We start from the raw sequence: 21267 nt of genomic DNA, 5'->3' as shown, positions 1-21267 counted from the left end.
GACCCGGCCGGTCCGAGGTCGTCCCATTCGGTTCTCGAAGCCGTGGCGTCCCCGACCGGCATGTCATCGGTGGAGATCTCTCTCCTCTCCCCTGCGCACCCGTGACCACGGCCCTTGGAATGTTACGGGAACAGGCCGATGCAGGTCGCGCGGAAATTGCGTGACCTGCGTCGACAAGCCGAGGATAATTCAGTGGAACCCCGCGTGGAATTCGGTTCCACGCGAGAAAGAATTCCTATCCGGGAAGGATCGTGTGTCGGCACGATCCTTCCCGGGATTTGCCCGCTCGTCGGCTAAAGGATTTCGATGTCCTTGACCCTCGGAGGGCGGCTCGGGAAAGTGATGTCGGTCCACCGGTTGATGCGCACCGAGTCGCCGTTCGCGTCGTAGTAGATGAGATCGTTGTTGCCCGTCGAAATGCGGTCGACCCACCATGAGCCGAAGTTGGTCCGGCCCTTGTTGGCGTAGCAGTCCACGCTGGACCTCCCGTCCAGGTGCGACCAGATCTTCAGGAAGTCCGCCCCGCCACGGCACTCGATGTGGTCGATGGCGAACGCGTTGCCCGTGGGCATGGCCATCGTGACGGCCATGGTGGCCACTGCCGCCACGGCCACGGAACGGGCTGTCCTCATCGTCCTTGAGATCACAACTTCTCCTTCATTCAATATTTGAACGGGGAGCGCACGTCACGGCCGGATGCGTGAAGGCTCGCCGAAAAGGCGCCTGCCTGTCTCCGTGCGGCCCTTCCGTCGTCTCGTCTCTCGGGCTTGCCCTACGAAGATCCTGCAAGGCGGCTGCATACAGCAAGGATCCATGGCCTTCTGGGCCAGAATGCGCCCCTGAATGTCTAGATCGAGACCACGTGAAGCGGAGCGAAAGCTTGATTATCGGCCGCCCGTAAGTTTCTGGCCTCACCCTTTCGCGAAGCGGATTGTCCGACGGATGGTCAGGTAAGCGAAAAGCGCCTCTGACCGGTAGGAATGAGGATTGCTGAGGTCCTTTTTTCCCGCCGCCGTCGGAGGCGCTTTCCGGGTGAGGAAGCGTATCGGGCCCTGTCCCCGTGTCCGCGTCGAGGGCGGTGGCCACGGGGTGGTGTCCCGGGCCGGCGGCAACCTCACCCACGAGCCGCAGGACGACGAGGAGGTCCTGGCGGTGAAGGTCCTCGGCCCAGGCAGGGCTGACGAAGACCGGCCGACTCGGCACGATGTCTCCGGCGCGCTGCACCCTCCAGCGCATGGATCACGAAGTCGCACTGGAGTACTAGGTCGTCCGCCAGGGGAGAGCGGGTGCGGACTCCGGGGTGCTGTGCCAGTAGTCCCGTGTCTCCACCGCGAGTCCCGCGGCGTCGAAGCGGACGAGGACACAGCCGGCGAGTGTCGTGGGACGGCCGTCCTCCTGCGCGAGGACGCGGAACTCCGCGACCGCACGGCCGTCCTGGCCGACCAGCGGGTCGGAGAAGCGAACGTCGGTCGTGGTCTCGGACTCGAAGGACCAGCGCAGATACGCGGCGAGCTCGTCCCGGCCGCGGTGCGGCTCCCGGAACGGCATGGACCGGTGGACGCACGCGTCCGAGTACAACTCCAGGATCGCCTCGACGTCATGGGCCGCCCAGGCCCGCTCCCACACCCGTACGAAGCGCCGGGCCGCGGTGATCGTGTCCATCACGGGCCTCAGACGCGCGCGGGCAGCCAGCGCAACTGCGCGGCCTGCTGGTAGGGGCCGCCGCCCTCATGGTCGTTGAAGTCGTACACCTCGATCTCCTTGTCCTCGTTCGCCCAGGCGTTGAAGGCCGCGAAGACCGTCGACGGCGGGCAGGTCTGATCCTCCAGGGCCGCGGAGAACAGGGCGGGTACCCGGCCGCGCGCGGCGAAGTGCACCCCGTCGAAATAGGAGAGGGTGCGCCGCACCTGTTCCGTGCGTCCGCGATGGGTCTTGAGGTAGTTGCCGATCTCCCGGTACGGGGCGCGGTCCGTGAGAACCGTGGCACGCGGGAAGTCGCACAGGAACGGTACGTCGGGGGCGACCGCCGCCAGATCGGGCACCAGGGCGCCGACCGCGATGGTGATGCCGCCGCCCTGGCTTCCGCCCAGCGCCGCGACACGCGCCGCGTCGACCAACGGGTGCGAGCGGGCCGCCTCCACCGCGCGTACCGCGTCCGTGAACAGCCGCCGGTAGTAGTAGGTCTCGGGGTCCTCGATCCCCCGTGTCATGAACCCCGGGAAAGCGGGGGCGCTGCCCACCGGGTCCGGGGTCTCGCCCCCGCCCCACGCGCTCGCCTGGCCGCGGGTGTCCATCACGAAGTGCGCGAAGCCGGCCGACGCCCACAGCAGATGCGTGTGCGGGAGTCCGCGTCCGCCGCCGTACCCGATGAACTCGACGACCGTGGGCAGCGGGGAGTCCGCCCACGCCGGCGCGGTCAGCCAGCCCTTGATCGGATGCCCGTCGAACCCGGCGAACGTGACGTCGTGGACCGTGACGGTCTTCAGCGGGGAGTCGACCGGTTCGAAGCGGGCGGCGAGGTCGTGCTCGCGGGCTTCCTGAAGCGTCTTGGCCCAGAAGGAGTCGAAGTCCGCGGGCTCGGCGGACGCGCTGCGGTAGGTGCGGAGTTCGTCGAGCGGGAGGTCGAACAGGGCCATCAGGGACCACCTTTCGGCACATGGGCGCGGATGATCACACCGTACGTCCGCCCTTCCGGGCCCGCTACGACCGCGCCGGGACGGGGAGACTCCCGGTGGTCAGGCGGTCAGGCGGTCAGGCGGTCAGGCGGTCAGAAGGCCAGGGGGTCAGGCCGTCAGGCCGTGCGCCGGGTCCAGTCCGGTTCCGTCCGCGCCCAGTCGTGCTCCCACCGGGCCAGCCGGCGGCGCGCCAGAGAGCTGCGCACGCAGAGATGCGCGACGAAGAGGACGGAGACCGTGCCGGCGGACGCGAAGACGCCCATGGCCAGGGCTTGTTGCAGGATCACCGAGGAGGTCGGCGCCGGACGCACGATCCGTCCCCGCGCGTCGGTCCACACGTCGACGCGCGTACCGCGCCGCAGACCCGCGGGCACGCCCACCAGACGGGTCTGCCGCGTCCCGTCCGACCCTGTCCAGCGAACCCGCGCGGACGGCGAAGGCGGCCTGGCGCCGGGCCTCGACGGCACCGCTGTCGGCACGTCCTCCACCAGTACGGCACGGACGTGCTGCTGGGCGGCGCGCCGGGCCGCCGCGTGTGCCCGCGCGCCGTCATACGTCCACCACGCGGCCCCCGCCCCCACGAGCGGTGCGCCGACGCACAGCAGAACACAGACGGCCAGCGTCCACCACGCCTCGACGACATCGGAACGGCGCCGCAGCGGATTGCGGCGCCAGCGCCAGCCGCGCACCCGGGTTCGCATGTCCCCTCCTCACTGCCGCGCGCCACGCCGACGCCCGGACGATCCCGGCGACCGGTGCCACGCGGCCCCGGCCTCGAACAGCCCGCCGACCGAGGCCGGTTCACCGCACCTGACACACCCCACCCGGCATGCGGTACCCGGCACGCGGCACCTGCCACACCCCACCCGGCACACAGCACCCGGTCCGGCCGGTCCGGCGTCGCCCGCGCGGTCCCGCAAGGCGTACGACTGATCCCCGCCCGCCGTGGAACCCGCACACCACCGCGTCGGCGAACAGGAGCCCCGATGGCGAGACAGACCGCCGCCGCCCGCGACACCCGGGCGCACATCCGACTGCCCCGCCCCGGGCCGGGTACACCCGCCGGCCCGGATTCCCGGTGGTGCCGGGCGCGAAAGGCATCCCGGCACCCGCCGTCCACACCCCGAAAGGCATCGGTCATGAACACCGGCACCACCATCACCGCGGGAATCGACGGTTCGCGCGCCAGTCTGGACGCCGCCGACTGGGCGGCCCGCGAGGCCGAACGCCGGCGCCTGCCACTGCGTCTGGTGCACGCGGGCACACCGCGGCGTGTCGCCGCGCGCGTTCCGGACGTCGACGTGCCCGCGGGGTGCGCCAGGTCGGCGCTCGACCGGGCGGCGATCCAACTGTCTTACGCGCACCCGGCGTTGGACATCCTCGCGCGCCACACCGAGGCGCCCGCGGTGCCCGCGTTGCTCGCGGCGGCCGCTGAGTCACAGACGCTGGTCGTCGGCTCCCGCGGTCACACCGGCCATCCCGCTCCGGCGGGCTTCCTGGCAGGGTCCGTCGCCCTGGCCGTCGCGGCCGCCGCGGAGCGCCCCGTCGTTCTCGTCCGGGAGGGGGAACTTCCGCAGGACGAGAGGGCGTTCACCTCCGGAGACGTACTCCCGGGCACCGTGCCCTACCGTCCCGTGGTCCTCGGCCTCGATCTGGAGGACCCCGCCGGCCAACTGGTCGGCCACGCTTTCGAGACCGCCGCCGTCCGTTCGGCACCGCTCCTCGTGGTGCACGCCTGGACCCCGCCCCCGGACGACGACCACGTCCCGGCCGAGCCGTCGGCCACCGTGGCCTCGCCCGGCGGCGCGCACGACCGGGAGACCGCCCGACGGCACGCCCTGAGCGACACGCTCCGGCCCTGGCGCGCCGAGTTCCCGGATACCCCGGTCTCGGAAGAGGTCGTCCACGGCCGTCCCGCGGACAGGCTGCTGAGGGCGTCCACCGGCTCAGGCCTGCTGATCGTCGGCCGCCGCGCGGGCGAGCGCCTGGGCCGCGCGGCACGGACCGTCATCCGCCAGGTGACCTGCCCGGTCGTCGTGGTGCCACACGGCTGACCCGCCCCGGGCTCCAGGGTCTGTCGTTCGGGTCAGGTGGAGCCGAGGCACGCTCCACGTCCCGCCGCATGATCCGAACGACAGGTCCTAGCCGAACCGCTCGATCCGAATCCGGTCAACCGGCTGCCCGGCTTCCACCAGCAGGCGCGAGGCGTGCTCGGCGAATCCGTTGGAACCGCAGATGTAGGCCTCCCATCCACCGGGCGGCTGTTCGGCCAGGAAGGGCGCCATATGCGCGGCGGTCATACGTCCGACGGGCACACCGTCCGGGGCCGCGCGGGTGAACACGGCTGTGGTCTCGTCGCCGTACTCCGGTGCGTAGACGAGTTCCTCGGGGCTGCGCGCGGAGACCAGCAGGCGCAGCGGTACGTCGAGCCCCTGCGCGCGGTGGTGCCGCAGCATCGACATCAGCGGCACGACCCCGGAACCCGCGCCGACGAGAAGCGCCGGCCGGTCCCCGGGCCAGGCGAAGAAGCCGCTGAGCGGACCGCGTACCTCGACGGAGTCGCCGGGCCGGGCCACGGTGTGGAACCAGCCGGAGACCTCGCCGCCGTCGACATGGTCCAGCGTCAGCTCGATGTGACCGGTGCCGTCGGGTGAGGACGCGATGGAGTAGTGGCGCTGCGCCACATACCCGTCCCCGGCCGTGAGCCGCAGCATCAGATGCTGGCCGGGCAGATGCCCCTCCCACGCGGGCACGGCGAACCGGAACGTCGCCGCGTGCGCGGTCTCCCGGCGGATCTCGGTGAGCGTGGCGGTCTGCCAGGTGGTGGCCGTGCTCGTGTTCACGGCGATGCGTCCGGGCACGGCGAACCGTGCAGGCGGTACGAAGGCCGTCGGCGGTACGAAGGTCGTGGTCTCAGTCACCGGAGTAACGCTGCTCTTCCCAGGGGTTGCCGCGGGCGTGGTAGCCGTTCTGTTCCCAGAATCCCGGCTCGTCGTGGTCGAGGATCCGGATCCCCGCGATCCACTTGGTGCTCTTCCAGAAGTACAGATGGGGCACGATCAGCCGGGCGGGTCCGCCGTGTTCGGCCGGAAGCGGCCGGCCGTCGTACTCCCACACGATCCAGGCGCGACCACCGGTGAGGTCGGCCAGCGGGAGGTTCGCGGTGTACCCGGTGTGCGAGTACGCGACCGCGTGGGTGGCGGCCGGGTCCGGTCGTACGGCCTCCAGCAGCGTGTCCAGGGACACGCCGCCGAAGCGCACCCCGAACTTCGACCAGCTCGTCACGCAGTGGATGTCACCCTCGTACGACGAGGCGGGCAGCGCGTGCGCCTGCTCCCAGTCCCAGGTCCGCGGCTCGGCCACCAGGCCGTCGATCCGCAGGGTCCAGTCGGCGGGAGCCAGGTCCGGGGTCACCTCGGCGGACAGGACGGGCCAGTCGTCGCCGGCGTCGTACTGGCCGGGCGGCAGTCCGGCGTTGTGGACGCGCGGGCGGCCGGTGAAGCCTCGCGTGACGTTCATACGGGTGGTGCCTCCAGGACCGCAGGGACGACGGCCCGCCGATCGGGCGCGGCCGCCGCGGCGGCCACCCGCGGATCGAGGGTGACGGGTTCGGGTACGGGTGCGTGCACGGATCGGTGGCCCACACACGCACCGCTGCTTGACCATTCAACGGTACGCGTACACGGATCGTGCTTCGAGCCGGTACCGGGCGCTGATCATTGCGTACGTATGAACTCTTCCGGAGCCCGGGAATAGCCGCGCCCCGATCCTCCTTGCTCCTGAAGCCGACTCCGGTGGCTCGTACACGCACCATCGGTGGGCGGTGTCACGGTGACCGGTGACCGGTGGCCACAGCGAAGGAGAGTGAGGGAGCAGATGACCGAGGCGTACGTCTCCGCACGGTTCGAGGGCCCGGAGACGCAGGAGACCCCCGCCGGCCGTCACCCTCTCGACAACCCGGCGCTCGGCTCCCTCACGGGGCCCCACGCGCACTTCGCCGAACGGCGTGGACGTGTGCTCCGCTACCCCCTGGACGTGTCTCCGTGGCTGGCGCTGCCCGATGATCCCGGCGCCGCCGACTGGGCGGACCTGGCGGCCCTGGTGGGCCCCGGGGGCGATGCCCCGCTGGCCGGTTTCGACGGGCGGACCCCGGACGGCTGGGAGGTGGTCTTCAGCCTCGAGGGAGTCCAGCTCGTGGACGACGGGCTGGACGCGGCGCCCGACGCCGAGGCGGTACGGCTCGGCCCCGCCGACGTGCCGGACATGCTGGACCTGGTGGAACGGACCCAGCCGGGCCCGTTCGAGCCGCGCACGGTCGAGCTGGGGACGTATCTCGGGATCCGCCGCGACGGCGCCCTGGTCGCCATGGCCGGCGAGCGGCTCCACCCGCCGGGCTGGACCGAGATCAGCGCGGTCTGCACGGACCCCGGCCACCGCGGCGAGGGCCTGGCCACACGTCTGATCCTGACCGTCGCCCACGGCATCCGGGAGCGCGGTGAGACCCCGTTCCTGCACACGGCCGCGAGCAACACCGGCGCCATCCGCCTCTACGAGTCGCTGGGATTCCGGCTGCGCCGCAGGGTCCGCTTCATGGCCGCGCGGGTGCCCGAACACCTGGGTGACGGCCGGACCGCGAGCGTGGGATGACACCACAGGACGCCGGGTCAGTCGCTCCGCGGCCCTGATTCCGGCTTCCCCGCGCCGAGGACGGGAGCCGTGGCGTTGTAGCGCAGCAGATACGACGCGAAGCGGGCGAGGTCCTCTTCGGGCCAGTCCGCGAGCCGCTCGCGGAACGCCGTCCGGCGGCTGCGGGTCACCTGGGCGAGGATCTCCGTGCCCGCGGCGGTCGGATACAGCACCTGGACGCGGTGATCCTCGGGGTCCGTGCGCCGCCCGATCAGTCCGGCCCGCTCCAGCGCCGCCACCTGACGGCTCACCGTGGACTTGTCCAGCGCGTAGTGCGCGGCGAGGTCCGTGGCCCGGCAGCCGCCGACCTCCTCCAGATGGCCGAGGAGGGTGTACGAGACCAGGGACAGCTCGGGATGCATGCGCCCCGCCGAGGCGCGGGCCCTCCGGGCGAACACGGTCATCTCCCGCTGGATGATCTCCACCGCCGCGTCGGCCGTCACGCCGCCGGTCGCTGTCCCGGTGGTGACGGCGTGCTCACCGGAACCTTCGGATGCCATGACGGGACCTCCCTGAGCCGCCCTGGTTGCATAGTACAACTTGGGGCGGGAGGGGCGGGAGTCACGCATGTCGGCCCGAGTGGATCCGGCGGCGAGCGGTCGGCGCCCGACATCCGCCTGTCGACGCCCGTCGGGTGATCGCTCCTGTAAGGTGACCGTCCCGGCCGAGGACCGTCTCGGCCGACGAGTGGCCGAGGAGGTGAGACCCATTACCGCTGTGTCAGGTCGGGTGCTCTCCTCTCCAGGCAACGCGGTCGCCGTCTGACGGTGGCCGTGGGAGCGCCCTTCGGTTCGTCGAAAGGCCCTCGGCTTCATGCCTCCTCTCTCTCCTGACGTTCCCGACGCGGCAGACCCCATGGTCGCCGCGCTCCGCTCCGCCGGCTGTGTCTTCGCCGAGGACGAGGCGGAGCTGATCCGCTCCGCCGCCCGCACGCCGGACGAGGCCTCCGCGATGGTGGACCGCCGCGTCGCGGGACTGCCCCTCGAACACGTCCTCGGCTGGGCCGAGTTCCACGGTCTGCGCATCAGCCTCGACCCGGGCGTCTTCGTGCCGCGCCGCCGTACCGAGTTCCTCGTCGAGCAGGCCGTCGCGCTCGCGCACGGCGCGTCCCTCGTGGTGGACCTGTGCTGCGGCTCGGGCGCGGTGGGCGCCGCGCTGGCGGCGTCCCTCGGCGGTCCCGAACTGCACGCCGCCGACATCGACCCGGCGGCGGTGCGCTGCGCCCGCCGCAATGTCGCGCCGTTCGCGGGCCGGGTCCACGAGGGGGACCTCTTCGCGGCACTGCCCGCCACGCTGCGCGGCCGGATCGACGTCCTGGCCGCCAACGTGCCGTACGTCCCGACCGACGAGGTCGGCCTGCTGCCCTCGGAGGCCCGGGACCACGAACCCCTGGTCGCCCTCGACGGCGGCGCCGACGGACTCGACCTCGCGCGCCGCGTCGCCGCCGAGGCGCCGCGCTGGCTGGCCCGCGGCGGCTGCGTCCTCGTCGAGACGAGCGAGCGCCAGGCGCCCACGGCCGTCGAGGCCTTCGCCCGCGCCGGGCTGATCGCGCGCCTGGCCGTCTCGGAGGAGAGGTACGCCAACGTGGTGATCGGCGTGAAGCCCTGACCGGGCGGGCCGGACGCGGCGACATGCCGCGTTCGGCCCTCGGTCGGCCGATCGCGCCGCCCCGCGCGCCACACTCCGGCTGACGGCAGGTGACAGAGGGAGGCCCGGACATGAGCAGCACCCCCCGGACGTTCGACGCGTGGGACATCAAGGAGTCGGGGCCCGCGGACGCGGGCACCCGGGTGCTGCTGCTGCCCGGCGGGATGTGCAGCACCGCGTTCTACGACGATCTGATGGCCGCGCCGGCGCTCGCCTCCGCGCCGGTGCGGCTGGTGGCCGCGACCCTGCCGGGGCACGCGGGCACCACGCCGCCGCACGATCTCTCCATGGAGAACTACGCGGCGCTGGCGGGCGCCCTGGCCGCGGAGCGGGCCTGCGACGTCGTGGTCGGCCACAGCATCGGCGCCAACGTCGCCCTGGAGATGGCGGCCGGCGGGCAGTTCACCGGTCCCGTCGTCCTGCTCTCGCCCACTTTCTCGGCATCGGACGAGGACAAGGCGCTCGCGATCGCCAACAGCCTCGGGCGGGTGCCCGGCATCGGGGCACTGACCTGGTCCGGTCTGCTCAAACTGACGCCCCGCGTCATGGTGAGCCAACTGCCCCCGGTCCGGCGTGAGGCGCTGACCGCCGAGTTCGAGAAGAACGACCCGGCGTTCTGCCGCCAGGTGATCCGGCACTATTTCGACTATCTGGACCGGTACCCGGACCTGGTCTCGCGGCTCCGCGAGTCGGGTGTGCCCGCCTGGGTCGTGCGCGGCGACCGCGACGACGTCAGTCTGTCGGAGGAGGAGCGCGCCGGACTGGAAGCGGCCCCCGGCGTGACCCTGGTCTCGGTCCCCGACGCGGGCCACCTGGTGATGGTCGAGCAGCCGGATACGGTCGCCGAACTCGTGGCCCGGGTCGCCCTCGGCTGACCCCGCCTCCGGCCCACGCCGATGCTCCCCGTCCCGCGCCGCGTGTTCCTCCGGCCCGGGCCGGGGCTTCCCCGGCCTCCCGGCGAGTGATCCTCCTCATTGTGCAACTAGTTGCATAACGCGTGGCCCGTCGTCTACAACAGACTTACGACGACACCGCGCACGGAGGGCCCGATGAGCCGTTACCCGCATCTGTTGAACCCGCTCGACCTGGGCTTCACCACCCTGCCCAACCGCGTGCTCATGGGCTCCATGCACGTGGGCCTGGAGGAGGCCGAGCGCGGCTTCGAGCGCATGGCGGAGTTCTACGCCGCCCGCGCGCGAGGCGGTGTGGGCCTGATCGTCACCGGCGGCATCGCGCCCAACGACGCCGGACGGCCGTACGAGGGCGGCGCCAAGCTGACCACCGAGGCCGAGGCCGCGCAGCACGCCGAGATCACCGCCGCGGTGCACCGCGAGGGCGGGAAGATCGCGATGCAGATCCTGCACTTCGGCCGGTACGCCTACCACCAGGACCTGGTCGCCCCCAGCGCGCTCCAGGCACCGATCAGCCCCTTCGTGCCGCACGAGCTCAGCGACGCCGAGATCGAGCGGACCATCGACGACTACGCCCGCGCCGCCCGGCTCGCCCGGCAGGCCGGCTACGACGGCGTCGAGATCATGGGCTCCGAGGGCTACCTCATCAACGAGTTCATCGCCCTCCAGGCCAACCGGCGCGACGACCGCTGGGGCGGCTCGTACGAGAACCGGATGCGCTTCCCCGTCGAGATCGTCCGCCGCGTACGCGAGGCCGTGGGTGACGACTTCATCGTCATCTACCGTCTGTCGATGCTCGACCTGGTGCCCGGCGGCTCCTCGCTCGACGAGGTCATCACGCTCGCGCGGGCCGTCGAGGCCGCCGGAGCGACGATCATCAACACCGGTATCGGCTGGCACGAGGCCCGTATCCCCACCATCGCGACCTCGGTGCCGCGCGGCGCGTACGCCTGGGTGACCAAGAAGGTCATGGGCTCCGTCTCGATCCCGCTGGTGACCACCAACCGCATCAACACCCCCGAGATCGCCGAGCAGTTGCTCGCCGACGGCCATGCCGACATGGTCTCGCTGGCCCGGCCGATGCTCGCCGACCCCGACTTCGTCGCCAAGGCCGAGGCCGGACGTCCGGAGGCCATCAACACCTGCATCGGGTGCAACCAGGCCTGCCTCGACCACACCTTCAGCGGCAAGATCACCTCCTGCCTGGTCAACCCGCGCGCCTGCCACGAGACGGAGCTCGTCCTCGCGCCGACCCGGCTGCGCAAGACCGTCGCCGTCGTGGGCGCCGGGCCCGCCGGACTCGCCTGCGCCGTCAGCGCGGCCGAACGCGGCCACGACGTCACGCTGTTCGACGCCGCGGACGACATCGGCGGTCAACTGAACGTGGCCCGCAGGGTTCCCGGCAAGCAGGAGTTCGACGAGACGATCCGCTACTTCCGTACCCAGCTCGAACTGCACGGTGTGGACGTCCGGTTGAACACGCCGGCCACCGTGGAGAACCTGGAGACGTACGACGAGGTCGTCGTCGCCACGGGCGTCAGCCCGCGCACCCCGGAGATCGAGGGTGTCGACCACCCGAGCGTCGTCGGCTACCTCGACGTCCTGCGCGACGGAGCCCCCGTCGGCGACCGCGTGGCCATCCTCGGCGCCGGCGGCATCGGCTTCGACGTCGCCGAGTTCCTCACCGACAGCGGCGACAAGGCGAGCGAGGACCCGGCGACGTACTTCCGCGGCTGGGGCGTCGACATGGACTACCGGACCCCCGGCGGTCTCGCCGCCCCCGAACGGCCCGCCCCGCCGCGCACCGTGCACCTCCTCCAGCGCAAGGCCTCCAAGGTCGGCGCCGGACTGGGCAAGACGACCGGCTGGATCCACCGCACGGAACTCAAGCACCGGGGCGTCACCATGGTGCCGGGTGTCCAGTACGACCGGATCGACGACGCCGGACTGCACGTCACCGTCGACGGCCACAGCCAGGTCCTGGAGGTCGACACGATCGTGCTGTGCACCGGACAGGAGCCGCGCCGCGACCTGTACGAGGCGCTGCGCGCCACGGGCCGCGGTGTCCACCTCATCGGCGGCGCCGACGTGGCCGCCGAACTCGACGCCAAGCGGGCCATCAAGCAGGGCACGGAGCTGGCGGCGGCGCTCTAGGGCCCCGCGCCGGAGGACCCGCCGGGGGAGCGGCTTCACCCGGTCGACGGCGGTGGTGGGCGGCCCGCGCCGCGGACCCGCCCGCCGCACGTCGTACCGGCCGCACGAATTTTCGCGGGGAAGCACAACCGTTTTGGAGTGTCACGGGTCACATCAGGCAGGAGCAAACGTCTCCAAAGATCGCAAGGGGGAAATATGCGATTCAACCGTTCCGCCCTGATGGCCGGTGCCTTCGCCGCCCTGATGGTGGGGGCCACCACCGCCATGGCGGCGCCCGCCTCGGCCGCGGCCAACACCACGCCGCAGAAGGTCTGCGGCAGCGCCTACAAGACGGTGAACTCGGCGCCCATCGGCTCTCTGGGCACCGTGTACCTGACGTACAACTCCTCGAACGGCAAGAACTGCGTCACCACCATCCGCAACAGCCCGGGTACCGCCGTGGAAATGGCCGCATGGGTCTACGTCTCCGACACCGGCCTGGGCGACGACGACTACGGGCTGTACACGTCGTACGCGGGACCGACGTACGTGTACGGCAAGGGCCACTGCGTCGACTGGGGCGGCCAGATCAAGAACGTGTACACCCAGGTGTCCGGCTCCAACTGCGGCGCCTTCAAGGAGCAGCGCGTCACGTTCACCCGCTGACCCGCCGCTCCGCGCGGCCACCGCGCGCCACCCGGTGCCCGTGCGGGGACGCCTGACCCGACTCGCCCCGGCGGGACTCACCGAGTCCCGCCGGGCGAGTGCCCTGTCGCGGTGTCCGGCGGAGCGCGGCCGGACACCGGGCGGCGCCCCGGGCGCTCCCTAGGATGACCTCATGTCACTCCCGCACGCGATCCTCACCGCCCTGCTCGAGAAGCCCTCGTCCGGCCTCGAACTGACCCGGCGGTTCGACAAGTCGATCGGCTACTTCTGGTCGGCGACGCATCAGCAGATCTATCGCGAGCTGGGAAAACTGGAGGCCGAGGGATACATCAAGGCGCTTCCCCCCGAGCAGCACGCCCGGGGTCAGAAGAAGAGTTACGAGGTCCTGCCCGCGGGCCGCGCCGAACTCGCCCGCTGGACCGCCGCCTCGCAGGACCCGAAGCCGCTGCGCGACACGATGCTGCTGCGCCTGCGCGCCGCGGCCGTCGCCGGCACCGCGGGCGTCGAGGGCGTGGAGGCCGATCTGCGCCGCCATCTCGCCCTGCACCGAAGCCAGTTGGCCGAGTACGAGCAGATCCAGGACCGGGACTTCCCGCCGGAGAAGAGCACGCCCGAGGACCGGCTGCGCCATCTCGTCCTGAGAGCCGGTATCGACCTGGAGACCTTCTGGACCCAGTGGCTGACCCACGCCCTGGCCGAGTTCGAGAGCATGCGGGCGAGCGACTGAGCGCCGCCCGGGTGCCCGGCCACGGCCGGGCGTACGCCCGGCCGGAGAGCGGATCCGTTTTATGAGGATCCCGGCACGAGGCGGCTGCCCGCGACCGGAGCCGACGGGACGGCCGTCCGTCGCGACGGGCCCCGGATCAGAGCCGGTGGGGCTTGGAGCGGCGGCGCAGGAACCAGGCCGCCGCCACCGTGCCGGTCACGACCAGGGCGCCGCCGCCGATGACCGTGGCCGTGCCGTAGTCCTTCACGGCCCCGCCGAGTCCGCCCATGACACCGCGCGACGGCGACGGTGAGACCGTCGTCGAGATCGTGGGGGTCGCGGAGGTGGCGGGAGCCGCGCTGGCCGCGACGATGATCGACTGGGTACCCGCCGTCGTGCCGTCCTGGCAGACGACGATCACCGTGAACGTTCCGGGGCTGACGCCCGTCCAGGCCGCCGACTGGTTGCTGCTCGTCCCGGTGAGCGGCATCTGGCGCCCCTGGGCGAAGTTCGTCTGCCCGCTGGAGAGCAGCGAGGCGTTGCCGAAGCTGCTTCCGTTGCTGGGGCAGGCGCTGGTGGTGACCGAGACCGAGGTGCCGCTGGTGCTCACGGAGATCCCGGAACCCCAGGCGACGGCCGCCGGCGCGGCCAGGGTGAGCGGAAGCGCAGCGGTGGCGGCCACGGTCAGGCCGGAGCGGAGAAGTCTCTGAGTGGTACGCATAGGAACTGCCCTCCAGCGGCACGGTTGGCGGTACATCCCATGCACCGCCGAGGATTGGAAAGGCCCGTGCTGCCTCGGTGCGAGCCAATGCGCCCCGGCCGGGGCGCGCATGCGGACGGGGACCGGGCAGGTGACGAATTCCATCGTCCGGCGGACTGCCGACGCGGCCGAGGGCCCGCTTCCTCCGCGGGTTCACCGTCTCCGGCTCCGGTTCCCTCTCCGCCCTCGTCACCGGTCACGGGAGCGGGTGCGGGAACGCGTGACGGTGCGGGAACGCGTGACGGTGCGGGTACGCCCGCGGGGCCCGCGTGACGGCCGGGGCGCTGTGGAGGTGGTCAGCGGCCCGTCGTCACGGAGCGCTCCGCGGACAGCGCGCCCCACGTGCCGTCGGGCAGCTTCGCCCGGATCCGTACCCGGTGCGTCACGTCCGCCTCCCGGCCGACGTAGAAGCTGTGGTCGCAGGTGCCGCGGGGCGGGCTGCCGCCCCAGACGAGCGAGGTCACCTCACGCCCGTCGAGCTGGATCCGGTACTCCGTGATCACTCCGTCGACCTCGGGGGCCGTCCACGCCAGGTCGATGTAGTACGCCCCGTCGCGCCGGTGGCTCGTCGCCCGGAAGCCGGCCGGTGCCGTGCTCCGGTCGTCCGCGGCCCCCGGCGCGGTGGTGATCCGGACGGAGCCGCTCGGCGCCGAGACGTTGTCCGCGGCGTCGCGGGCCCGCACGGTGAAGACGTAGGCCGTGCCCGGCCGCAGCCCGGTGACGACGGCGGCCGTCTGCGCGCCGCCCACACTGTGGATCTTCGAAGAGCCCTGGTAGATGTCGTACGACGCCACGCCCCGCGCGTCGGAGGACCTGGTCCAGGACAGCTGGACCGCCCGGCCGCCCACGGTCCTCCCGTGCGGTCCGCCGGGGCGGGTGGGCGCGGTGCGGTCGGCCGCGACCGCCGCCGGGGTGGTGGCCCGCGCCGGTCGGCTGAGCGGCCCCGGGGTCCCGTCCGCGTTCCGGGCCCGGACCCTGAAGACGTACGAGGTGGACGGTTCGAGCCGGGTGATGTCCACCATGTGCTCGGAACCGGGTACTTCCTTGACCTTGGTGGTGCCGCGATACACCTCGTAGCGGGTGATCCTCGGGTCCTCGGTGGTCAGGTTCCACATGACGTGCACGCTGGTCGAGCTGCCCGCGGCGGCGGTCACCCCCGTCGCCGCGGCGGGCGGCCGTTCGCCCTGGACGGACGCCGGGGCGCCCCATCCGCAGGAGGTGAGCGTGAGCAGTGCTCCGCACGCCAGGGCGCGCGGGACGGTGGGGGGAACGCGTCGCACGGGTCTGCCCTCCCTCGACGGGATTGGTCTGTACCTATAAGACACGGGTGACGCGACCACATCAAGAGGGCGGACGTCGTTGGCCGGACCGTCGCGGGGGTACGTATGCTGATCCCGACGCGGTGTGAACTCGCCCCATTGTCAGGGGAGTTCCTGCCCACGGCGCGGAACGCTGTCGTCGCTGATCCCGCGCCGACGCGCGCGGCCGCGGCCGGGCCCCCGCCCGCCCCCGCCCCGGGGCCGCGCGCGCGCCCCCCCCCCAGCGGGCGGGCGAAGGGCGGCCCCCCCCCCCGGGACACGCACGCCGGGGGGCCGGGGGGGGGGGCCGCGCCCCCCCCCCCGCCCGCCGCGCCCCCCCCCCCCCCCCCCCCCCCCCCCCCCCCCCCCCCCCCCCCCCCCCCCCCCCCCCCGCGCCCGCGGAAGCGGCCGTGCACCGTCCGGCCCCCTCCCGGTGGACGCGCTCTCGGAGGCCCACCAGATTTGGGCAGATGAGCGTCCATGCCCCCCAGGAGAGGGTCTCCCATCGTGCGTGCCCAGTCGCTGACGCTGGCCGCGGTCGCGGCAGCCGCCCTGCTCGCCTCGGCCCCGGCGGTGCTGTCCACGATCCCCGTCACGGGCCGCCCCGGAAGCCCCGTCGCACCCGCCCGGGAGGGCTCCGTCCGAGCCGCCGACCTGCTGGCGAAACTCGGCGGCTGCACCCCCGTCTCGCACGGGCGATACCGCAGCGACGACGGCACCCGTGCCGCCATCCCGGTCTGCGGCGTCCCGGGCGCGGTCTACTGGACGGCCGACATGGACATCGACTGCGACGGCAGACCGGGCCCCCTGTGCAACAGCGACACCGACCCGCTCTTCTCCGAGTCCACGGCCTTCCAGCAGCCCGACGGCCGATATCTGAGCGCCGAGACCCTGCCCTACGTCGTCGTCCCGGCGCCGAGCGGCATCTGGAACTACCGGGACCACGGCATCGGGCCCGGCTCGGTCGCGGTCGTGATCTACCGGGACCGCGTCCAGTACGCCGTCGTCGGTGACACCGGCCCGCAGGACATCATCGGCGAGGCCTCGTACGCGACGGCCGCGGGGCTCGGAATCCGCGCCGATCCCCGCGGCGGCGGTACCCCTGCCGGGGTCACCTACCTCGTGTTCAAGAACGCCCGGGTGTCGCCCATCCAGGACCACGCCGCCGCGGTGGAGGCGGGGGAGCGGCTGGCCCGGAGACTCCTGGACGGGGGCTGAGGTCTGTCCCGTCGTCAGACGGCGGCCCAGCCGTTGTCGACGGGCAGGATCACGCCGTTGACGTTGCTGGCCGCGTCCGAGGCGAGGAACACGATCGCCGCGGCCTGCTCCTCGGCCTCGGCGAGCCGGCCGACGTTGCCCATGTAGGCGCCGAGGACGGCCGGGCCGTGCGAGCCCGCCTCGATGTCCACGGTGATGCCGGTGCTGGTGCCGCCCGGGGCGATGGCGTTGGCGCGGATGCCCTTGCCCCGGTACATCACGGCGAGGGACTTCGTGAGCCCCACGATGCCGTGCTTCGAGGCGGTGTACGCGGCCCCGGCGGCACTGCCGCGCAGACCCGCCTCCGAGGCGGTGTTCACGACGACTCCCTTGCCCGCGGCGAGCATGTGCGGCAGCACCGCCCGGGTCAGCAGGAACGGGGCGGTGAGGTTGACCCGGATGACCCGCTCCCACTCCGCGTCGCTGACCTCGGCCACCGCCGACATGCGGTCCATGATCCCGGCGTTGTTCACCAGTACGTCCACACCGCCGAACCGCTCCACCGCGGTCGCGGTCACCCGGTCGACGACCTCCTGCTCGCTGAGGTCGCCCGTCACGGCCACGGCGCTGCCGCCGGCCGCCTCTATCTCGCCGACCACCGACGCGGCGCCCTCGGCGTTGAGATCGGCCACGACCACCCGTGCGCCCTGCGCCGCGAAGGCGAGGGCGGTGGCACGGCCGATGCCCGAGCCTGCGCCGGTGACGATGACGCTGCGGCCGTCCGCTCCAGTGGTGCTCATGACGTTCTCCCAGGGGTGTGTGCGGGTGCGGGCGGGGTGCCGCGCCGCCACAGTACGACTTACTGTCGCTGAATGACAGAAAGTCGTCGGGGGGAGATCGCTAGAATCGGCGCAGCCGCAGTCCCGGGCGGCATATGCGGACGAACCGAGAACCGAGGAGTCATCAGTGCCGGACGGCGCGATCGACGAATACCCCGGCCGAGGCCGCGGCCGTACCGGGCGGCCGCCGCTCACCGACGAACGCAGGGCCGAGATCCGGCTGGAGATCGCCCGTGCCGCGGTGGAACTGTTCGTGGACCAAGGGGTGACCGCCACCACCGGGGACCAGATCGCCCAGGCCGTCGGCCTGTCCACGCGGACCCTGTGGCGCTACTTCCCGGGCAAGGAGGCGTGCGTGAGCCCGCTGTTCGCGGCCGGGATCGACGCGATCGCCGCGGCGCTGCGGGCCTGGCGCGCGGGCACCCCCCTGGAGGACGCGCTGGAGCAGGCGTCCACGAACGGTGAGGTGCTGATGGCGAGGCCGGAGCCGCCGAGGGTCCGTACGCTGCTGAGGCTCACCCGTACCGAGCCGGGGCTGCGTGCCGTCTGGCTTCAGGCCCATGACGAGGCCGAGCCGGTGTTCGCCCGCGCGCTCGCCGGCCGGGCCGGGCTGGGCGCCGTCGACCTGCGTTCGGAGATCCAGGCCGCCATGCTCAACGCGGCGCTGCGCGCGGCGGTCGAGCACTACGCCTGGCGCACCGACGACGCGGAGCCCGATCCCGCGACGGCCCGGGCGGAACTGGCCGGGACCATCCGCTCGGCCCTGGTGGTCGCGGCGAACGGAATCACCTGACCCGGGCCCTCACGCGTCCCGGCGCCCGCACCTGACGGCGGCACTGACGCCTCCCGGTGCCCGTACCCGATGGCGGCGCTCACGCGTCCCGGAGCCCTTCCCGACGGCGGCCCTCACACCTTCCGGTAGGTGTACGCCTCCGCCGCCGCGGCCTCCACCGCCGCGAGGTCGGCGCCCGCCGAGGCCGTGACGACGGCGGCCACCGCCCCCTCGACGAAGGGGGCGTCCACCAGCCGTGTGCCGTCCGGGAGTTCGTCGCCCTCGGCGAGCAACGCCTTGACGGTGAGCACGGCGCTGCCCAGGTCGGTGAGCACGGCGACCCCGGCACCGCGGTCCACGGAGGCCGCGGCGGCGGCGATGACGTCCGCGCTGGTGCCGAGCCCCCCGTCCAGGGTGCCGCCCGCCGGCGCGACCGGAGCGAGCGCGCCACCGCCGGCCAGGCCCGTCGCCAGCTCGGCGACGGACGCGGCGACGGCGGCGCTGTGCGAGACCAGCACTATGCCGACGCGTCGTTCCCCGGTGTCACTCACCTGCCGCCTCCACCAGTGCCGCGATCAGCAGGGCCGAGGACGTGGCGCCCGGGTCCTGGTGCCCGATGCTCCGCTCGCCCAGATAACTCGCCCGGCCCTTGCGGGCCTGCAAGGGTGTCGTCGCCAGGGCACCCTCCTCGGCGGCGGACCTCGCCGCGGCGAACGACTCGGCGAGCGCGTCGACCGCGGGTACCAAGGCGTCGATCATGGTCTTGTCGCCGGGCGCGGCTCCGCCCAGCGCCATGACCGCGTCGACGCCCGTGCGCAGCGCTTCGGCGAACTGTTCGCCGGTGACCTCGGCGGCGTCCCCGAGCGCCTTGCCGGTCCGGCGCAGCAAGGTGCCGTACAGCGGCCCGGACGCGCCGCCGACCGTCGAGATCAACTGCCTCCCGGCGAGCGTGAGTACGGCACCGGGGGTGTCCGGAGCCTCCTTCTCCAGCGTGGCGGTCACGGCGGCGAATCCACGCTGCAGATTGCTGCCGTGGTCGGCGTCGCCGATGGGCGAGTCCAGGTCGGTGAGCCGCTCCGCCTCACGGTCCACCGATGCGGCGGTCACGGTCATCCAGCGGCGGAAGAATTCGGCGTCGAGCACGGAATCTCCTTGCGTGGTAAGGGAGTTGACCTGATTGCGGGTCAGGGCCGACGGGTCGGGCCCGGTTGCCGCACCCGGCCCGCCGCCGGGGGTTCACACACCCCAGCGCAGCCCCGGCGTCTTCACCGGCGCGTCCCACAGGCGCAGCAGGTCCTCGTCCACCTCGCACAGGGTCACCGAGGCACCCGCCATGTCGAGGGAGGTGACGTAGTTGCCGACCAGCGTGCGCGCCACGGGGATGCCGCGCTCGGCCAGCACCCGTTGCACCTCCGCGTTGAAGCCGTACAGCTCCAGCAGCGGGGTGGCGCCCATGCCGTTGACCAGGAGCAGCACCGGATTGCGCGGCGCGAGGTCGTCCAGGACGGCGTGCACCGAGAAGTCGGCGATCTCGCGCGAGGTCATCATCGCGCGCCGCTCCCGGCCCGGCTCGCCGTGGATGCCGACACCGAGTTCGAGCTCCCCGGCCGGCAGATCGAACGTCGGGCTGCCCTTGGCCGGAGTGGTACAGGCGCCGAGCGCGACGCCGAAACTGCGGGAGCGCGCGTTGACCTGCCGCGCCAGTGCCTCGACCGCTTCCAGGGGTGCGCCCTCCTCGGCGGCGGCACCCGCGATCTTCTCCACGAACAGCGTCGCGCCCGTTCCGCGCCGCCCGGCCGTGTACAGACTGTCGGTGACGGCCACGTCGTCGTTGACCAGGACCTTGGCGATCCGGATGCCCTCGTCCTCGGCCAGCTCCGCCGCCATGTCGAAGTTGAGGACGTCGCCGGTGTAGTTCTTCACGATGAACAGCACGCCCGCGCCGCTGTCCACGGCCGCCGCGGCCCGCACCATCTGGTCAGGAACCGGGGACGTGAACACCTCACCGGGGCATGCCGCCGACAGCATGCCGGGACCCACGAATCCGCCGTGCAGCGGCTCGTGTCCGGACCCGCCGCCGGAGACGAGGCCCACCCTTCCCGCGACCGGTGCGTCCCTGCGTACGATCACGCGGTTGTCGACGTCCACCGTCAGTTCCGGATGGGCCGCCGCCATGCCCCGCAGAGCGTCCGCCACCACCGTCTCCGCCACGTTGATGAGCATCTTCATGGGAACCTCCTGGCGAGATCGACAAACGAGTTACTGATCTGCGTTTTCCCTGGTCGAACCTGGTGTGGACAGTTCTTGCCCGCGACGGTCCCCGGTTTCGCGGGGACGGTTCGCGGGGGCGGTCGGATGCGGGTCGGCGGGAGTGCTGTCCTTCGCAGTATTGACCTTGCGGCACCGAAGGTCACGCGCGCGGACGCTCGGGTCGGTGCGCGCATGGCCGAAAGCGCTCCGCCGTCGACGTCCGGGGGCAGATCGCCATGAGGGGGTACGTGCTCGTGGCCGACGTGACAGTGGCGGGGGAGGGTGCTTCGGTATGAAGTCAGGGAAGAGGCCGCTCGGATCTCTTGGCGACCTGGTGTGCGGAAATCTCGGCTCTGGCGATCCCCGTAGCTTTTCGGAGCCGAACAGCTTTTTTACCGCTCCAGCGTATTCACCACTGATTTCTTCGCTGAGCTCGGCACGGACGAGCGGATCAGGACTCCCGGTCCTTGATCGCCTGCCCTCGCGCGAGGACGGAGAGCCCTCATGAGCCGCTATGAGCTGAACGAACGCGAAGCCTTCCTGGCCATGTCGCGGTTCCTGCGGCAGTTCGCGAACCGCGCCGGGGACGACCTGCTCACGCTCCTGGGGGACATCGGCATCGAGGCAGACGGCCGGACGACGGACCCCGCTGCCTGGGAGGACTGGATGAAGTGCGTGCGTTCGGTCGTCGCCGACGCAGAGGACCCGACAGGTTGATCGGCCGGAC

General features: G+C 72.3%; 23 protein-coding genes. 10 read left to right on the top strand and 13 right to left on the bottom strand.

All coding sequences use genetic code 11. The features are described 5' to 3' along the window. Positions 1–293: 293 nt before the first annotated feature. From ACFYW9_RS24595 to ACFYW9_RS24580, 4 genes are all read right to left on the bottom strand, one after another. Complete coding sequence (locus ACFYW9_RS24595) at positions 294–632, bottom strand: beta/gamma crystallin domain-containing protein (protein ID WP_389154171.1); 339 nt, start codon at positions 630–632, stop codon at positions 294–296. Between the two features lie 628 nt (positions 633–1260). Continuing rightward, positions 1261–1662 carry a nuclear transport factor 2 family protein gene (locus ACFYW9_RS24590; RefSeq protein WP_389154168.1) on the bottom strand — a complete coding sequence of 134 codons (402 nt, stop codon included), beginning with the start codon at positions 1660–1662 and terminating at the stop codon, positions 1261–1263. A gap of 8 nt (positions 1663–1670) precedes the next feature. Continuing rightward, positions 1671–2636: an acetylxylan esterase gene (locus tag ACFYW9_RS24585; protein ID WP_389154165.1), complete on the bottom strand. Its 966-nt coding sequence runs from the start codon at positions 2634–2636 to the stop codon at positions 1671–1673. 155 nt (positions 2637–2791) lie between these two features. Beyond that, on the bottom strand, positions 2792–3376 hold the full coding sequence (locus ACFYW9_RS24580) for a hypothetical protein (RefSeq protein ID WP_389154162.1): 585 nt from the start codon (positions 3374–3376) through the stop codon (positions 2792–2794). A gap of 438 nt (positions 3377–3814) precedes the next feature. Between ACFYW9_RS24580 and ACFYW9_RS24575 the strand changes: the two genes are divergently transcribed. After that, the gene (locus tag ACFYW9_RS24575; protein WP_389154159.1) at positions 3815–4729 is read left to right on the top strand and encodes a universal stress protein; all 915 of its coding nucleotides are present in this window, start codon (positions 3815–3817) and stop codon (positions 4727–4729) included. A gap of 87 nt (positions 4730–4816) precedes the next feature. Here ACFYW9_RS24575 and ACFYW9_RS24570 read toward each other — a convergent pair whose 3' ends face one another. Together ACFYW9_RS24570 and ACFYW9_RS24565 are read right to left on the bottom strand one after the other, a co-directional pair. Beyond that, positions 4817–5596, bottom strand: a complete 780-nt coding sequence (locus ACFYW9_RS24570; protein ID WP_389154156.1) for a ferredoxin reductase — start codon at positions 5594–5596, stop codon at positions 4817–4819. Then, positions 5589–6194, bottom strand: coding sequence for a sulfite oxidase-like oxidoreductase (locus ACFYW9_RS24565; RefSeq protein WP_328455637.1), 606 nt, complete (start codon positions 6192–6194; stop codon positions 5589–5591). Before ACFYW9_RS24565 ends, ACFYW9_RS24570 begins: the two co-directional genes overlap by 8 nt. A 357-nt stretch (positions 6195–6551) precedes the next feature. Here ACFYW9_RS24565 and ACFYW9_RS24560 point away from each other — a divergent pair, with 357 nt between their 5' ends. Continuing rightward, positions 6552–7322: a GNAT family N-acetyltransferase gene (locus ACFYW9_RS24560; protein WP_389154305.1), complete on the top strand. Its 771-nt coding sequence runs from the start codon at positions 6552–6554 to the stop codon at positions 7320–7322. A 17-nt stretch (positions 7323–7339) separates the two neighbouring features. Here the strand turns inward: ACFYW9_RS24560 and ACFYW9_RS24555 are convergent, their stop codons facing one another. After that, positions 7340–7765, bottom strand: coding sequence for a MarR family winged helix-turn-helix transcriptional regulator (locus ACFYW9_RS24555; RefSeq protein ID WP_389154302.1), 426 nt, complete (start codon positions 7763–7765; stop codon positions 7340–7342). Positions 7766–8174: 409 nt separating this feature from the next. Here ACFYW9_RS24555 and ACFYW9_RS24550 point away from each other — a divergent pair, with 409 nt between their 5' ends. From ACFYW9_RS24550 to ACFYW9_RS24530, 5 genes are all read left to right on the top strand, one after another. Beyond that, complete coding sequence (locus ACFYW9_RS24550) at positions 8175–8969, top strand: putative protein N(5)-glutamine methyltransferase (protein ID WP_389154152.1); 795 nt, start codon at positions 8175–8177, stop codon at positions 8967–8969. Positions 8970–9079: 110 nt separating this feature from the next. Then, on the top strand, positions 9080–9883 hold the full coding sequence (locus ACFYW9_RS24545; RefSeq protein ID WP_389154149.1) for an alpha/beta fold hydrolase: 804 nt from the start codon (positions 9080–9082) through the stop codon (positions 9881–9883). Between the two features lie 174 nt (positions 9884–10057). Next, the gene (locus tag ACFYW9_RS24540) at positions 10058–12073 is read left to right on the top strand and encodes an FAD-dependent oxidoreductase (protein ID WP_389154146.1); all 2016 of its coding nucleotides are present in this window, start codon (positions 10058–10060) and stop codon (positions 12071–12073) included. Positions 12074–12268: 195 nt separating this feature from the next. Then, complete coding sequence (locus ACFYW9_RS24535; RefSeq protein WP_328455646.1) at positions 12269–12718, top strand: spore-associated protein; 450 nt, start codon at positions 12269–12271, stop codon at positions 12716–12718. Between the two features lie 172 nt (positions 12719–12890). Further along, positions 12891–13445, top strand: coding sequence for a PadR family transcriptional regulator (locus ACFYW9_RS24530; RefSeq protein ID WP_389154142.1), 555 nt, complete (start codon positions 12891–12893; stop codon positions 13443–13445). Between the two features lie 136 nt (positions 13446–13581). Here the strand turns inward: ACFYW9_RS24530 and ACFYW9_RS24525 are convergent, their stop codons facing one another. Further along, positions 13582–14145, bottom strand: coding sequence for a hypothetical protein (locus ACFYW9_RS24525; protein WP_389154139.1), 564 nt, complete (start codon positions 14143–14145; stop codon positions 13582–13584). 335 nt (positions 14146–14480) lie between these two features. After that, on the bottom strand, positions 14481–15464 hold the full coding sequence (locus ACFYW9_RS24520; protein WP_389154136.1) for a fibronectin type III domain-containing protein: 984 nt from the start codon (positions 15462–15464) through the stop codon (positions 14481–14483). Between the two features lie 525 nt (positions 15465–15989). Between ACFYW9_RS24520 and ACFYW9_RS24515 the strand changes: the two genes are divergently transcribed. Continuing rightward, positions 15990–16700 (top strand): glycoside hydrolase family 75 protein, encoded by a 711-nt coding sequence (locus ACFYW9_RS24515; RefSeq protein ID WP_389154133.1) that lies wholly within the window; start codon positions 15990–15992, stop codon positions 16698–16700. 14 nt (positions 16701–16714) lie between these two features. Here the strand turns inward: ACFYW9_RS24515 and ACFYW9_RS24510 are convergent, their stop codons facing one another. Beyond that, positions 16715–17479, bottom strand: a complete 765-nt coding sequence (locus ACFYW9_RS24510; RefSeq protein ID WP_389154130.1) for an SDR family NAD(P)-dependent oxidoreductase — start codon at positions 17477–17479, stop codon at positions 16715–16717. Positions 17480–17645: 166 nt separating this feature from the next. On the opposite strand from ACFYW9_RS24510, the gene ACFYW9_RS24505 reads away from it, so the two are divergent. Continuing rightward, a complete protein-coding gene (locus ACFYW9_RS24505) occupies positions 17646–18311 on the top strand; it encodes a TetR/AcrR family transcriptional regulator (protein ID WP_389154127.1) in 666 nt (221 codons plus the stop codon). A 113-nt stretch (positions 18312–18424) separates the two neighbouring features. On the opposite strand, the gene ACFYW9_RS24500 is transcribed toward ACFYW9_RS24505, so the two are convergent. The 3 genes from ACFYW9_RS24500 to dhaK all read right to left on the bottom strand — a co-directional run bounded on the left by ACFYW9_RS24500 (position 18425) and on the right by dhaK (position 20519). Next, positions 18425–18841, bottom strand: a complete 417-nt coding sequence (locus ACFYW9_RS24500; RefSeq protein WP_389154124.1) for a PTS fructose transporter subunit IIA — start codon at positions 18839–18841, stop codon at positions 18425–18427. After that, entirely contained in the window at positions 18834–19433 is a 600-nt protein-coding gene (dhaL, locus tag ACFYW9_RS24495) for a dihydroxyacetone kinase subunit DhaL (RefSeq protein ID WP_389154121.1), read from the bottom strand. The genes ACFYW9_RS24500 and dhaL overlap by 8 nt, the downstream gene beginning before the upstream one ends. A 93-nt stretch (positions 19434–19526) precedes the next feature. Next, positions 19527–20519, bottom strand: a complete 993-nt coding sequence (dhaK, locus tag ACFYW9_RS24490; protein WP_389154118.1) for a dihydroxyacetone kinase subunit DhaK — start codon at positions 20517–20519, stop codon at positions 19527–19529. 525 nt (positions 20520–21044) lie between these two features. On the opposite strand from dhaK, the gene ACFYW9_RS24485 reads away from it, so the two are divergent. After that, complete coding sequence (locus ACFYW9_RS24485; RefSeq protein WP_389154115.1) at positions 21045–21257, top strand: hypothetical protein; 213 nt, start codon at positions 21045–21047, stop codon at positions 21255–21257. Positions 21258–21267: the final 10 nt, after the last annotated feature.

The organism is Streptomyces sp. NPDC002698, assembly GCF_042888945.1.
GTDB lineage: Bacteria > Actinomycetota > Actinomycetes > Streptomycetales > Streptomycetaceae > Streptomyces.
The sequence above is the reverse complement of the archived record's forward strand: the minus strand, read 5'-3'. Positions and strand labels throughout refer to the sequence as shown.